Source organism: Xanthomonas sp. DAR 34887 (genome assembly GCF_041245805.1).
Lineage (GTDB): Bacteria > Pseudomonadota > Gammaproteobacteria > Xanthomonadales > Xanthomonadaceae > Xanthomonas_A > Xanthomonas_A tesorieronis.
In genome coordinates this window covers 4,626,183-4,639,794 of the sequence record NZ_CP162490.1, presented here as the reverse complement: position 1 = coordinate 4,639,794, position 13,612 = coordinate 4,626,183, and the positions used below count along the sequence as shown (strand labels likewise).

Genomic DNA, 13,612 nt, shown 5'->3' with positions numbered 1-13,612 from the left:
AAAACCGCATGCAGACCGCAACCACACCACGTCCCATCGCCCTGGTCACCGGCGGCAGTCGCGGCATCGGGCGCAGCATCGCGCTGCACCTGGCGCAGCAGGGCAGCGACCTGGTGATCACCTATCGGCGGCAGCAGGCGCAGGCGGCCGAAACGCTGGGTCAGCTGCAGGCATGTGGCGTACGTGCGGCAATGCTGCCGTTGGACCTGGCGGCCGCCGATGCGATGGAGGCCTTCGTGCCGGCCTTCCAGGCACAACTGGCGCGCTGGGGCGCTGCGCGATTCGATCAGCTGGTGAACAATGCCGGCCTGCATGCGCCTGCCGCCTTCGGCGACATCCGCGCCGACGACATGGACCTGCTGTATCGCGTGCATTTCCAGGCGCCGCTCCTGCTGCTGCAGGTCCTGGCGCCGCAAGTGGCCGACGGTGGTGGCATCGTCAACATCTCCAGCAGCCTCACCCGCCACGTCGCCGCCGGCAGCCTGGTCTACGCGGCGATGAAGAGCGCGCTGGAAACGGCGACGCGTTATCTGGCAGCGGAACTGGGCCAGCGCCGCATCGCAGTGAACGCCGTGGCCCCCGGCGCCACCGAGACCGATTTCTTCGGCGGCGCCGTGCGCGACGACGCTGGCGTGAACCAGTACGTGGCCCAGCACACGGCCATGGGCCGCGCCGGCCGCGCGGACGACATCGGCGCCGCGGTGGCCGGCATGTTGTCGCCGGGCAGCCGCTGGATCACCGGCCAGCGCATCGAGGCGTCCGGCGGCATGCTGATGTAGCGGAACGCAGCGCGGCCGCGCGAAGACGCAGCCATTCGTGCAGCTTCCGCGCGGCTTTGAAAGATGGGCGCAGTGCGTCAATCGGCAATGGCGGCACGGAGTGCTGCTGCATCAGGGGCGACTGGCGTTTTTTCGGCGCGCAGATTCGCCGAGTACATGCGCCCTGCGGTCAGGGACATACCTTCCTGTCCGCAGCGAGCGCGCTCAGCCGGCAGACCGCGCCTTGACCCACAGCCCGAACTCCTTCATCACCGCGACCACCGGTTCCAGGCGACGCCCGTCCTCGGTCAGCGCGTATTCGACCTTGACCGGCACGGTCGGATAGACGGTGCGCTGGATCAATCCGGCTTCTTCCAGGGCGCGCAGGTCCAGGGTCAGCATGCGCTGCGAAATGGCCGGAACGTCGCGGCGCAGTGCGTTGAACCGCTTGGGTCCCTCCAGCAGGTACGACACCAGCAACAGGCGCCATCTTCCGCCCAGCAGGCGCATGGCCTCTTCGACGGAGCAGCCGGAAACGTTGTCCTTCATCGCGGGTGCCTTCGGTGTGCGTTTCTAAGTATAAATTTTGTACCTAGACACCATAATAGTGCCTTCTTTCTTTTCTATACCTGGTTTCTAGAATGCGTCGGGCCGCTCCCGCCAGGGCAGCGCCCACTTTCTGGAGATCGCAATGAAGCTGTACTACATCCCGGCCGCCTGCTCGCTCGCGCCGCATATCGTGCTGCACGAACTCGGCCTCGAGGCGACGCTGGTCAGGGTCGATCACCGCAAGCACGTGACCGGGGACGGAGAAGATTTCCATCGGATCAACCCGATGGGCTATGTGCCGGCGCTCGAACTCGACGATGGCAGCGTGCTGCGCGAAGGTCCGGCCATCGTCCAGTACCTGGGCGACCGCAAGCCCGAATTGGGCCTGGTGCCGCGCAACGGCAGCCTGCAACGCTATCGCCTGCAGGAATGGCTGAACTTCCTGACCTCGGAGATCCACAAGGGCTTCATTCCGCTGCTGTACGCCCGACTTGCCGGTCAGTACGTGGACACCGCCCGGCCGAAGCTGGAGCAGCGTTTCGCCTGGATCGACGCGCAACTCGCCGATCGCCGGTTCCTGATGGGAGATGCCTTCACCGTTGCCGACACCTATCTCTACGCGCTGATCGGTTGGGGCCAGGCGCCGTGGCTGATTTCGCACTACCAGGCGGACATCCACTTCGACGCGTTGCAGAACCTGCAGGCATGGTACCGGCGTGTGCACGCGCGGCCTTCGGTGCAACAGGCGCTGCGCGAAGAAGGCCTGCAATAAGTCGATCGCGCGCCTGCGTGTGCCTCCTTGTCGCGTGTCGCCGGCGCTGCGGAACGCACCAGCCGGCTGAAATTTCCAGGCGCCGCGCAATTTCACCGCCAGCGTCCCGCCGATCCCGCTTATGGATCAAACGCATGTGGTGATGCCCGATCGGAATGCGCCAGGTGGCGCGCATTAACCGGCGATTTACACCCGCCGCCGGCATCCCGGGCACAAAGGACGCCCCGACCGGCCACGAGTGTCAGCCATGCGAATTGCGATCATCGGCGCAGGATTTTGCGGCAACGTGCTGGCCGCGGCGGTGGCCAGGCAGGGAACGGCCAGCCGGCTGACCTTGATCGGCGTGGCCGATACCTTCGGCCGCGGCATCGCCTACGGCGCGGCGCGGCCCGAGCATCTGTTGAACGTGCGCGCCAAGGACCTGGGCGTGGACCCGCAGGATCCGGGCGGGTTCGCCGATGCCTTGCAGCTCGACGCCGCGCAGCGCCTGGAGTTCCTGCCGCGGCTGCTGTACGGCCGCTACCTGGAGCAACACCTGGACGCGGCGCTGGCCGCCTCGGCGGTCGACGTGGCGCAGGTGAGCGAGGAGGCGGTGGCGGTGGAACGCGGGCCGGACGGCTTCCGCATCTTCCTGGCCAACGGCGAGGACGTGGTCAGCGACGTGGTGGTGCTGGCGATCGGCGCGTTGCCGCCGGCGGCGTTGCCCGGCATCGGCCCGCGCCTGGCGGTGCACCGGCGCTACATCGGCTGGCCGTGGCAGGACGGCGTACTGGACGACGTGCCGCCACAGGCGCGGCTGCTGCTGGTCGGCACCGGCCTGACCATGGCCGATGTCGCGCTGACCCTGCGCCGCCGCGGCCATCGCGGCCCGATCACCGCGCTGTCGCGGCGCGGCCTGGCGCCGCAGGCGCATCTGGCCCAGCCGGGCGCGCCGGTGACGCTGCCGCCGAGCGTGGCGCAGGCGCTGCGCAACCACGACCTCACCGGCCTGGTGCGCAGCCTGCGCCAGCTGACCACGGTGGTGGAGGACTGGCGCTGCGTGGTCGATGCGCTGCGCCCGCATCTGCAGCCGTTCTGGAAAGGCCTGGCGCCGGCGGCACGCTCGCGTTTCCTGCGCCACCTGCGCCCGTACTGGGAAGCGGCGCGGCATCGGCTGGCGCCGGCCGCGGCCACTGCGCTGGCGCAGATGCAGCAGCAGGGCCAGTTGCGCATCCGCGCCGGGCGCCTGCTGCGCGCGCGGCTGGGCGAGACCGCGGTGGAAGCGGTGATCCGCGACCGCGGCAGCAGCAGCGCGCGCACCGAAGCGTTCGACGTGCTGATCCGCGCCACCGGGCTGGACACCGACGTCGCCCGCACCAGTCATCCGCTGGTCGCCACGATGCGCGATGCGGGCCTGCTGCAGGCCGATCCGCTGGGCCTGGGCCTGGTGGTGGACGAGCGCCTGCAGGTGCGCGACGGCAGCGGCCATCCGGTGACCGGGCTGTACTGTCTGGGTCCGCTGCTGCGCGGCGGTTTGTGGGAGATCACCGCAGTGCCGGAACTGCGCGCCGGCGCGCAACGCCTGGCCGCGGAACTGGCGGCGCTGGAGCAGGCGCGGGCTGCCGGCGGCGGCGTCGGCAGCGAGGCGCAGCAGCAGGCGGTCTAGCGCAATCCCGCTCCCGGCGACGCTCCCCTGTAGGAGCGGCTTCAGCCGCGACAGGCACCATCAGCAAAGCCCGTCGCGGCACAAGGCCGAGTGTGCGAATGGGAAGGGATGAATCCCCAAGCGAGCGCCTACGGCACCTGCGCCCAGCGCTCGGCCTCGCCCGGCGCGAACGGCCCCAGCTTCTGCCGCACGATGCGGCCGTTGGCGTCGATCAGCACGCTGTAAGGCAGCAGGCCCTGGGTGTCGCCCAGGCGCACGCTGGCATCGGCCGGCCCTGGGGTTTCCAGCGCGATCGGGTAGCCGATCGGCACCCGCTGCAGGAACGCACGCACGTCCTCGGCGCGGTCCAGGGCGATGCCGAGCACCTGCAGGCCGTCGGCCGGCTGCGCGCGCGCCAGGCGATCGAGCTCCGGCATCTCGCGCACGCACGGTTCGCACCAGCTGGCCCAGACGTTGACCAGCAACGGACGGCCACGGAACTGGGCCAGGGTCAGGCTGCCGCCGTCGAGTGTGGGCAGACGCAGCGCCGGTGCCGGATCGCCGGGGCGGGCTGCGGCGACGCCGGCCGGCGGCGCGTGGCCGGTGGTGGGCGCGGGTGGCGCCACCGTCGGCGTGCGCCACCAGAGCTGCGCGGCGGCCACGCCCAGCACCGCCGCGATCGCCGCCACCGCAAGCAGGCGCGGCGGCGTGGCGTTCATCGCGCCGCGCGCAGCAGGGCGTCTTCGGCCACCGCCTGGCTCAGCACCGGCGGCAGCACGGTCGGCGGTGCGCCCGGACCGTAGACCACGTACAGCGGCACGCCCACCGCCTTGTGTTCGGCCAGGAAGGCGCTGATGCGTGCGTCCTCGTTGGTCCAGTCGCCCTTCATGTACACCGCATCGACGCGCTTGAGCGTGTCGCGGAAGGCGTCGCTGCTGAGCACGTTGCGTTCGTTGGCCTTGCAGGTCACGCACCAGTCGGCGGTCATATTGACGAACACCACGCGGTTGTCGGTGCGCAACCGGTCCAGCATCTCCGGCGAGAAGGCCACGGTGTTGCGCTCCACGGTGGCGCTGGGCGGCGCCAGCCGGGTCACGCCCCACACCGGCAGCAGCGCCAGCAGCACCAGCAGCGCGGCCAGGCGCAAGCCGAGCTTGTGGCTGCGCCAGCGCGCGCGCTCGATCCACCACAGGCCCAGCGCCAGCAGCGTGGCGCCGACCAGCAGCAGCGCCACCGCGTCCACGCCGCGCTGCTTGCCCAGCACCCACAGCAGCCAGATTGCGGTCAGGTACATCGGGAACGCCAGCACCTGCTTGAGCGTCTCCATCCACGGGCCCGGCTTGGGCAGGCGCTTGGCCAGCGAAGGGATGAAGCCGACCAGCAGGAACGGCAGCGCCAGGCCCAGGCCCATGGTCAGGAACACCAGCATGCCGATCGCCGGCGGCGCGGCGAACGCATAGCCCAGCGCCAGGCCCATGAACGGGCCGACGCAGGCGCTGGACACCACGCAGGCCAGCACGCCGGTGAAGAAATCGCCGACCGGGCCGCTGCGCGAGGACAGCGACTGGCCCAGCCCACCGAGGTTGGCGCTGAGCGTGAACACGCCGGACAGGCTCAGGCCCATCGCGAACATCAGGTAGGTCAGCACCGCGACGAAGCCGGGTCGCTGCAGCTGGAAGCCCCACAGCAGATGCGCGGCGACGGCGATGCCGCCGACCACGGCGAAGGACGCCAGCACCCCCAGCGTGTACCACAGCGCATGGCTGCGGGCGCGCGCATGGCTTTCGCCGCTGTGCGCCAGGCCCAGCACCTTCAGCGACAGGATCGGCAGCACGCACGGCAGCAGGTTCAGGATCAGGCCGCCGCCCAGCGCCGCCAGCAGCACCCACAGCAGGTTCTGCGGCGCGGCCGCCGGCGCGGTGCTGCGCGCGGCGTTGTGCACCGAGGCATCGGGCGCGGTCGCCGCGTCGGGCGCGGTCACCGGCGCGGATGCGTCGGCCGCCGCGGCGCTGGCGTCGGCCTGGCGGCTGTCGAGCGGGGTCACCAGCAGCGGCGCCACTTCGGCCTGGTCGGCGGGGCTGAGCGTGCCCTTGGGCAGCGATAGCTTCACCCGCCGGGTCATCGGCGGATAGCAGATGCCGTCGGTCTGGCAGCCCTGGAAGGTGGCGACCAGGGTCGCTTCGGCGGCATCGGCGCGCTGCCGCTGCAGCGGCACGCTGACCTCGGTCTGGTCGAAATACACCACCACGTTGCCGAAGTGCTCGTCCTGGTGCGAGCGGCCCTGCGGCCAGCGCGGCATGCCGGTGCGGATGCCGGCGGCGCCTTCCAGCGCCAGCGCGGTGCGGTCGCGATACAGGTAGTAGCCCGGCGCGGGCGTGAAGCGCAGCAGCAGCGTATTGCCGTCGCCGACGATGGCTTCGAAGCCGAACGCCTGGTCCGACGGCAGCGGCAAGCCTTGCACGGCGCCGGCACTGGCGCCGAACAAGGGCTTGGCGGCCGGGCCGGCCGCGCCCGGCGCACTGCCCGGCAGCGGCGAGGTGGGAGCCGCTGCCGCGCCGGCTTCGGCCGCCGGCAGTGCCACGTTGAGCAAGCGCTTCTGCGGCGGATAGCACACGCCGGCGTCGGCGCAGCCCTGGTAGCGCACTTCCACCTGCAAGTTGGTCGTGGCCGGATCGGCGACGCCGCTTTGCACCGCGTTCAACTCGCCGCGATAGGTTTCCACCTCGCCGAAGTACGGGTCGGTCTTCTTGTGCCCGGCCGGCAGCTGCACGGTCGGGTTGGCCTTGAAGCCGCTCAGCACCCGCACCGCGATCCGGTGCCGGTACAGGTAATAGCCGTCGGCGATCTTCCAGTGCAGTTCGATGCGGCCGCGCTCGGGCGCCTGCGCGCTCAGCACGAAGGCCCGATCGACCGGCAGCAGATCCTTTTCGCTGATCGCCAGGGCGGGGAAGGCGGCCAGGGCCAGCAGGCACAGGGCAGCGATACGGTGCAGCACGGTCATCGGCTTACGGTTCCTCACGGGTTTCGGCGTACACCCACTGCAGGTAGGCGGGCAGGCCGCCGGCGACCTCGACCTCGATCAATTCGGGGACGTCGAAGGGGTGCAGCTCGCACAGCCGCTGTCGCAACGCGGGGATGCGGTCGGCGGCGGTCTTGATCAGCAGCAGCACTTCCTCCGCCTGCTCCACCACGTCCTGCCAGCGATACGTGGCGTGCACGCCGGGCAGGCGGCTCACGCACGCGGCCAGGCGTTCTTCGACCAGGACCTGGGCGATCCGCGCGGCGCTGGCCGGATCGGGGCAGGTGCTGAACAGCAGGCGGAGGGGTGGGGGCGAAGACATGCGGCCGACAGTATAGGGACGCCGGCAGGGCTTTGCCGGGCCTGGTTCGGGCATGGGTGCGCGCTTGCGGGCGCGCGGTTGCAGGCCCGCGCGGGATGGCGTGGAACGACGCGGGCCGGGCATGGCGCGGGACCGCGCTGCGGCGAAGGATGCGTCGCCGGGACATACACGGTAGCCTGGCGGCGATTGAGGGCGGCGGGCAGGAAACCAGGCCGCGGCCGCGCCGGCTTTCGCGCGGCGGCGGCCATCTTCCGCTGAGCGCCGATGGCATGCGCGACGCCGGATGGCCCGAGGCCATCCGCGCCGCGCGCTGCATGCTCCGGCGCGCCGCCGTCGGCGCGCCGGAGATCCGGTTCAGTTGAGCAACTGGCAGCTCGCCGGCTTGGCCGAGGTGAACAGCGAGGAGGTCGCCCACTCCGGGTGGTCGATGAACGGATTGCGATTGCCCTGGAAGCTGTACACCACTTCGTTGCGGGCACGCTCGGCATCGTCCGGCGGATCCTGCTGGCTCCACGCGATCAGCGTCGACAGCAGGCCCATGTAGGCCGGCGAGGCCGAGGTCTGCACGATCTTGCTGCGGTCGTCGGTCAGTTCCAGGTCCGGCTCGGACTGCCCGGTGGCCGCGTCGGTGCCGCCTTCGTAGCGGATCGCCATGTACATGACCGCGCGCGCCATGTCGCCCTTGCGGTGGTTCCACACTTCGAAGCTGCCGCTGTTGCCGTCCGGGGTGCGCACCCAGTTGGAATTGCCCGGATAGCTGCCGCTGCCGCCGCCGAAGCCGGCGTTGGCCTCGGTGATGCGCTCGCCGCAGTTGCTGTCGCAGTTCGCGTACGGCTTGTTGCCGCGGTCCGCGTTCCAGGTGGAATCGGTCAGGTACAGCATGTGCGTGTCGGTGTAGGGCGCGTAGGGCAGGCCCTTGTCGCCGGTGGCGCTGCCGAAGCCCAGCGAGTTCGGCCAGCTGTGCTCGCGGTTGTACTTCAATCCGCTGCCGCTGCCGGCGCGGTCGGTGACCTTGGCGTAGCTGCGGTTGCGGTAGGCGTCGAGGATGCGCCCGCTGTTGTTCGGGTCCTCGTCGGCGATCTCCAGGATGGTCCAGGTGCTGGTGCCGGAGCTGCTGCTGTACGGGTAGACGGTGTGGCCCTTGATCGTCTCGTGCAGCGAGCAGCGCAACTGGCTGGCGTTGGAGGTGTTGACCCGCGCGTAGTAGCCGCTGGTACCGCCGCCGCTGCCGCTGGCGACGCTGAAGGCGATGCTGCTGTCCTGCGCCGGATGCGCGCCGCCGGCGTCGCTCACGCGCGCGGCCAAGATGCTCAGGCTGCAGCTTTCGCCGGCGGCCAGGGCGGTGTTGGTGGAAATCGCGAACTGGCTGCCGCTGCTCGGGTAGCTCAGCGCCACCGTGCCGGACTGGCTGCAGCTCAGCCCGAACGCGCCGCTGGCCAGGGTCACCGCCTCGCTGAAGGTCACCGCCAGGTCGCCGGCGGCGGGAAAGTTGCTGGCGCCCTGCGCCGGGGTGGTCGCGGTCACCGACGGCGCGGTGTCGCTGCTGCCGCCACTGAAGGTCTGGCCGCTGTTGCAGGCGCCGAAGCTGCTGGCCGAGCTGCCGGCCCAGGTGAAGTCGGAGGCGGCGCTGCCGTTGCTGCCGCGCAGCTGCAGCGAGGTGCCGGCCGCGGTGCTGTGGCTCTCGCTGACCGGCAGGTTCTGGCTGCTCAGGCCGGCCGCCGGGCCGCCGCCGCCGGTGATCGCGCCTTCGTAGCTGAGGAACTGCACCACCTGGCCGTTGCCGTCGACCAGCGCCAGGCCGTCGTTGGGGCCGTTCTGCACGCCGTTGCTGGCATAGCCGACGGTGGCGATGCGCACCTGCCCGCCGCAGGTGACCAGGTTGCCGGCCGGCACCGAGGTGGTCGCGTAGACGGTGGCGGCGCCGGGGCTGCTGCCGTTGTACAGGTAGACCTTGTAGCCGCTCAGGCTCTCGCCGGCGGTGGCGACGATCTCCACGCCCTCGCCGGTGTCGCCGGCGGCGGTGGCATCGTCGTAGTGCAATTCGTTGATGAACACGGCGGCCTGGGCGGGGCCGGCCAGGGCCAGCAGACAGGCGAGAGGTAAGGCAACGGCGGATGGCTTCATCGACAACTCCTTTTGGATGGTCCCCCCTGGGTCTGCGAGACTAGCCTGCCTCTGTGACAGCGTTGCGGAATCCGGGTACCAGTTCCGGGCCCGGGCTGGCCCGTGCGCGAAATTTTTTGCATCCCCGCCCTTGAAAGGGCGGCGGCCAGCACCACATCAAGCGCATCCCGGCGTACCGGGTTTTTTCGCGAGCGTTGCTAGCACTCGTCACATGCGAGTGCTAATATCGCCAGCCTTTCCTAGACCAATCAATCACTTAAGAGGGTCTCACTCAATGAGCATCAAGCCGCTTCACGACCGCGTCGTAGTCAAGCCGATCGAAGCCGACGAAATTTCCGCCGGCGGCATCGTGATCCCGGATTCGGCCAAGGAAAAGTCCACCAAGGGCGAGATCGTCGCCATCGGCAGCGGCAAGCCGCTGGACAACGGCAGCGTCCGCGCGCCGGCGGTCAAGGTCGGCGACAAGGTCATCTACGGCCAGTACGCCGGCTCCAGCTACAAGGCCGAAGGCGTCGAGTACAAGGTGCTGCGCGAAGACGACATCCTGGCGATCGTGGGCTAAAGCCCCCGATCGCGGGATTCGGGAGTCGGGATTCGGGATTGGTAAGGCGCTAGGCGCCGCGCGACCCGACATCTCCGCCCGAATCCCGCTCTAGCGAATCCCTAATCACCAATCACGAATCCCGGAGTTACACACATGGCTGCCAAAGATATCCGTTTCGGTGAAGACGCCCGTTCGCGCATGGTGCGCGGCGTCAACATCCTCGCCAATGCCGTCAAGGCCACCCTGGGCCCGAAGGGCCGCAACGTCGTGCTCGAGAAGAGCTTCGGCGCGCCGACCATCACCAAGGACGGCGTCTCCGTCGCCAAGGAAATCGAACTGGCCGACAAGTTCGAGAACATGGGCGCGCAGATGGTGAAGGAAGTCGCGTCCAAGACCTCCGACAACGCCGGCGACGGGACCACCACCGCCACCGTGCTGGCGCAGGCGCTGATCCGCGAAGGTTCCAAGGCGGTCGCCGCCGGCATGAACCCGATGGACCTCAAGCGCGGCATCGACAAGGCCGTCGTGGCCGCCGTGGCCGAGCTGAAGAAGATCAGCAAGCCCACCGCCGACGACAAGGCGATCGCCCAGGTCGGCACCATCTCGGCCAACTCCGACGAGTCGATCGGCAACATCATCGCCGACGCGATGAAGAAGGTCGGCAAGGAAGGCGTCATCACCGTCGAGGAAGGCTCGGGCCTGGAGAACGAGCTGGACGTGGTCGAGGGCATGCAGTTCGACCGCGGCTACCTGTCGCCGTACTTCATCAACAACCAGCAGAGCCAGTCGGCCGACCTGGACGACCCGTTCATCCTGCTGCACGACAAGAAGATCTCCAACGTGCGCGACCTGCTGCCCGTGCTGGAAGGCGTGGCCAAGGCCGGCAAGCCGCTGCTGATCGTCGCTGAGGAAGTGGAAGGCGAAGCGCTGGCGACCCTGGTGGTCAACACCATCCGCGGCATCGTCAAGGTCGTGGCGGTCAAGGCCCCGGGCTTCGGCGACCGTCGCAAGGCGATGCTGGAAGACATGGCCGTGCTGACCGGCGGCACCGTGATCTCCGAAGAAGTGGGCCTGGCGCTGGAGAAGGCGACCATCAAGGACCTGGGCCGCGCCAAGAAGGTGCAGGTCTCCAAGGAGAACACCACCATCATCGACGGCGCCGGCGAGACCACCGGCATCGAGTCGCGCATCAAGCAGATCAAGGCGCAGATCGAAGAGACCTCTTCGGACTACGACCGCGAGAAGCTGCAGGAGCGCGTGGCCAAGCTGGCCGGCGGCGTGGCGGTGATCAAGGTCGGCGCTTCGACCGAGATCGAGATGAAGGAAAAGAAGGCGCGCGTCGAAGACGCCCTGCACGCGACCCGTGCGGCCGTGGAAGAAGGCGTGGTCCCGGGCGGCGGCGTGGCCCTGGTGCGCGCGCTGACCGCGATCGGCGAGCTGAAGGGCGCCAACGAAGATCAGACCCACGGCATCCAGATCGCGCTGCGCGCGATGGAAGCGCCGCTGCGCGAGATCGTCACCAACGCCGGTGAAGAGCCGTCGGTGATCCTGAACCGCGTCAAGGAAGGCACCGGCAACTTCGGCTACAACGCAGCCAACGGCGAGTTCGGCGACATGGTCGAATTCGGCATCCTGGATCCGACCAAGGTGACCCGCTCGGCGCTGCAGAACGCCGCGTCGATCGCCGGCCTGATGATCACCACCGAAGCGATGGTGGCCGAAGCGCCGAAGAAGGACGAGCCGGCCGGCGGCGCCGGTGGCATGGGCGGCGGCATGGGCGGCATGGGCGGCATGGATTTCTGATCCGCGCCGGCGCAAGCCGACCTGCAGTACGCAACCGAGAGGAGCCCCGCAGCGATGCGGGGCTCTTTTTTTTGCGCGCGCTTCGCAGTGCGGCGGCGCCGGAACGCGGCGCGCGTAGCGGTCGCGTGGCGGTGCGGCAGCCGCCGCGGCGCAGTAGCTGGAAGGATCCGGCGTATGCGTTCGATTTCCAGAGGCCGGGATTGGCGATTCGGGATTGGGGATTGGGAGACGTCGCGAATCGCTGGGGCCTGTGGGCTTTGCGACTCCCCAATCTCCAATCCCGAATCCCGGCTCCATCCAGTTGCATCAGCAACTGTGGCGCCCCCCAAAATCCTGTGCTATCAATGCATCCCATGAACGCCAACCGCAGCTTTTATTTTTGGTACTACGGTTTTCCGATGCCGCTGGCGGAGGAAGGAATGCGTTCACCCTGAAGGACACTTCAGCCGCATCCCCGAAAGCCGCCAGCGAACCTGGCGGCTTTTTTCATGCCGCCGGACCTGGCCCCCCACCCAGAACCCGACGAGAGATTTTCCATGGCCCCGCATACCGACGATCTGCGCATCCGCAAGATCGAACCGCTGACCCCGCCCGCCCACCTGCTGTCGCTGCTGCCCTGCGACGAAGATGCCTCGCAGACCGTCGCCGCCTCGCGCGCGGCGCTGCACGAAATCCTGCACGGCCGCGACGACCGCCTGGCGGTGGTGATCGGCCCGTGCTCGATCCACGACCCGGTGGCGGCGATGGAGTATGCGCAACGCCTGCGCCCGCTGCGCGACACCTACGGAGACGCGCTGGAAATCGTGATGCGGGTGTACTTCGAGAAGCCGCGCACCACGGTCGGCTGGAAGGGCCTGATCAACGATCCCAACCTCGACGGCAGCTTCGACATCAACAAGGGCCTGCGCCTGGCGCGCGGCCTGCTGCGCGACATCAACCGTCTCGGCCTGCCGGCCGGCGTTGAATTCCTCGACATCATCTCGCCGCAGTACATCGCCGACCTGGTGGCGTGGGGCGCGATCGGCGCGCGCACCACCGAAAGCCAGGTGCACCGCGAACTGGCCTCGGGCCTGTCGTGCCCGGTCGGGTTCAAGAACGGTACCAGCGGCGACGTCAAGATCGCGGTCGATGCGGTCGGCGCGGCCTCGCATCCGCACCATTTCCTGGCGGTGACCAAGGACGGGCAGACCGCGGTCGCTACCACTACCGGCAATCCCGACTGCCACGTGATCCTGCGCGGCGGCAAGCTGCCCAACTACGACGCGGCCAGCGTCGCTGTGGCCGGTCAGGTGTTGGAGAAGGCCGGATTGCCGGCACGGTTGATGGTCGACGCCAGCCACGCCAATAGCGGCAAGAACCCGGACAACCAGCCGAAAGTGATCGAGGACATCGCCGCGCAGCTGGAAGCCGGACAGACCCGCATCGTCGGCGCGATGGTGGAGAGCCACCTGGTCGGCGGCCGCCAGGAGCTGGTGGAGGGTCAACCGCTGCGTTACGGGCAAAGCATCACCGATGGCTGCATCGATTGGGACAGCTCGGTGCAGGTGCTGGAGCGCTTGGCGCAGGCGGTGCGCGCGCGGCGCCAGGCGCGGTTGTCGCAGGCGGCCTGAGCGGCGCAGCGCAGCGCGGTGGCACAGGCAGCGGGCTGGCGCTCGACGCCTGTCGCGCGAAGGACTCGCCGCACTTCGATGCCCGCCGCGTCCGAGAAGCGTCAACACCACACAGCAGGGGTGCGCTCGTATGCCCCTCTGCCGCTCTTCTGTAGGAGCGGCTTCAGGGCACCTCTAATAACTCCATTTCTGAAGCTGCACGCTGCGCGTGGCGATGGCGTGTTCTTTTTTCTGTCGCGGCTGAAGCCGCTCCTTGTATCTGGACATGACGCCGTTAGGACGTTATGTCTTCCGACTGATCATCGGAGGAGGTGCGGGAAGTCCAGTCGCTCCTGAAGCTTCGAGCTTGTGCTGTAGATCGGCTCCCGCCCTCCACATGCTGGCCCACGGTGTCCGAACGGTATCCAGAGTCCGCCCTCGGCGTGAACTCGCATCCACAAGGCAGGACCGGGCGCAGCGATGATCGTGATCCCCATCCGACGGAGGA

Annotated in this window: 12 protein-coding genes; 7 read left to right on the top strand and 5 right to left on the bottom strand. The window is 69.0% G+C overall.

What is annotated here, in order from left to right; all coding sequences use genetic code 11:
* Positions 1-8 precede the first annotated feature (8 nt).
* A complete protein-coding gene (locus tag AB3X08_RS19745; RefSeq protein WP_369934549.1) occupies positions 9-779 on the top strand; it encodes an SDR family NAD(P)-dependent oxidoreductase in 771 nt (256 codons plus the stop codon).
* A 204-nt stretch (positions 780-983) separates the two neighbouring features.
* Here the strand turns inward: AB3X08_RS19745 and AB3X08_RS19740 are convergent, their stop codons facing one another.
* On the bottom strand, positions 984-1,307 hold the full coding sequence (locus tag AB3X08_RS19740) for a winged helix-turn-helix transcriptional regulator (RefSeq protein ID WP_369934547.1): 324 nt from the start codon (positions 1,305-1,307) through the stop codon (positions 984-986).
* A 142-nt stretch (positions 1,308-1,449) separates the two neighbouring features.
* Between AB3X08_RS19740 and gstA the strand changes: the two genes are divergently transcribed.
* Entirely contained in the window at positions 1,450-2,079 is a 630-nt protein-coding gene (gstA, locus tag AB3X08_RS19735; protein ID WP_369934546.1) for a glutathione transferase GstA, read from the top strand.
* 247 nt (positions 2,080-2,326) lie between these two features.
* On the top strand, positions 2,327-3,724 hold the full coding sequence (locus AB3X08_RS19730; protein WP_369934545.1) for an FAD/NAD(P)-binding protein: 1,398 nt from the start codon (positions 2,327-2,329) through the stop codon (positions 3,722-3,724).
* A gap of 128 nt (positions 3,725-3,852) precedes the next feature.
* On the opposite strand, the gene AB3X08_RS19725 is transcribed toward AB3X08_RS19730, so the two are convergent.
* From AB3X08_RS19725 to cutA, 3 genes are read right to left on the bottom strand one after another with little or no spacing between them, the layout of a single operon-like run.
* Positions 3,853-4,422 carry a TlpA disulfide reductase family protein gene (locus AB3X08_RS19725; protein ID WP_369934543.1) on the bottom strand — a complete coding sequence of 190 codons (570 nt, stop codon included), beginning with the start codon at positions 4,420-4,422 and terminating at the stop codon, positions 3,853-3,855.
* Positions 4,419-6,704: a protein-disulfide reductase DsbD family protein gene (locus AB3X08_RS19720; RefSeq protein ID WP_369934542.1), complete on the bottom strand. Its 2,286-nt coding sequence runs from the start codon at positions 6,702-6,704 to the stop codon at positions 4,419-4,421. Before AB3X08_RS19720 ends, AB3X08_RS19725 begins: the two co-directional genes overlap by 4 nt.
* A gap of 4 nt (positions 6,705-6,708) precedes the next feature.
* Positions 6,709-7,044: a divalent-cation tolerance protein CutA gene (cutA, locus tag AB3X08_RS19715; RefSeq protein ID WP_369934541.1), complete on the bottom strand. Its 336-nt coding sequence runs from the start codon at positions 7,042-7,044 to the stop codon at positions 6,709-6,711.
* Positions 7,045-7,139: 95 nt separating this feature from the next.
* On the opposite strand from cutA, the gene AB3X08_RS19710 reads away from it, so the two are divergent.
* On the top strand, positions 7,140-7,406 hold the full coding sequence (locus tag AB3X08_RS19710) for a hypothetical protein (protein WP_369934540.1): 267 nt from the start codon (positions 7,140-7,142) through the stop codon (positions 7,404-7,406).
* On the opposite strand, the gene AB3X08_RS19705 is transcribed toward AB3X08_RS19710, so the two are convergent.
* The gene (locus AB3X08_RS19705) at positions 7,399-9,168 is read right to left on the bottom strand and encodes an endonuclease (RefSeq protein ID WP_369934538.1); all 1,770 of its coding nucleotides are present in this window, start codon (positions 9,166-9,168) and stop codon (positions 7,399-7,401) included. The genes AB3X08_RS19710 and AB3X08_RS19705 overlap by 8 nt on opposite strands.
* 274 nt (positions 9,169-9,442) lie before the next feature.
* On the opposite strand from AB3X08_RS19705, the gene AB3X08_RS19700 reads away from it, so the two are divergent.
* The 3 genes from AB3X08_RS19700 to AB3X08_RS19690 all read left to right on the top strand — a co-directional run bounded on the left by AB3X08_RS19700 (position 9,443) and on the right by AB3X08_RS19690 (position 13,125).
* Entirely contained in the window at positions 9,443-9,730 is a 288-nt protein-coding gene (locus tag AB3X08_RS19700; protein WP_003470504.1) for a co-chaperone GroES, read from the top strand.
* A gap of 135 nt (positions 9,731-9,865) precedes the next feature.
* Positions 9,866-11,515, top strand: a complete 1,650-nt coding sequence (gene groL / locus AB3X08_RS19695; RefSeq protein WP_369934536.1) for a chaperonin GroEL — start codon at positions 9,866-9,868, stop codon at positions 11,513-11,515.
* 536 nt (positions 11,516-12,051) lie between these two features.
* The gene (locus tag AB3X08_RS19690) at positions 12,052-13,125 is read left to right on the top strand and encodes a 3-deoxy-7-phosphoheptulonate synthase (RefSeq protein ID WP_369934535.1); all 1,074 of its coding nucleotides are present in this window, start codon (positions 12,052-12,054) and stop codon (positions 13,123-13,125) included.
* The last annotated feature ends 487 nt before the right edge of the window (positions 13,126-13,612 follow it).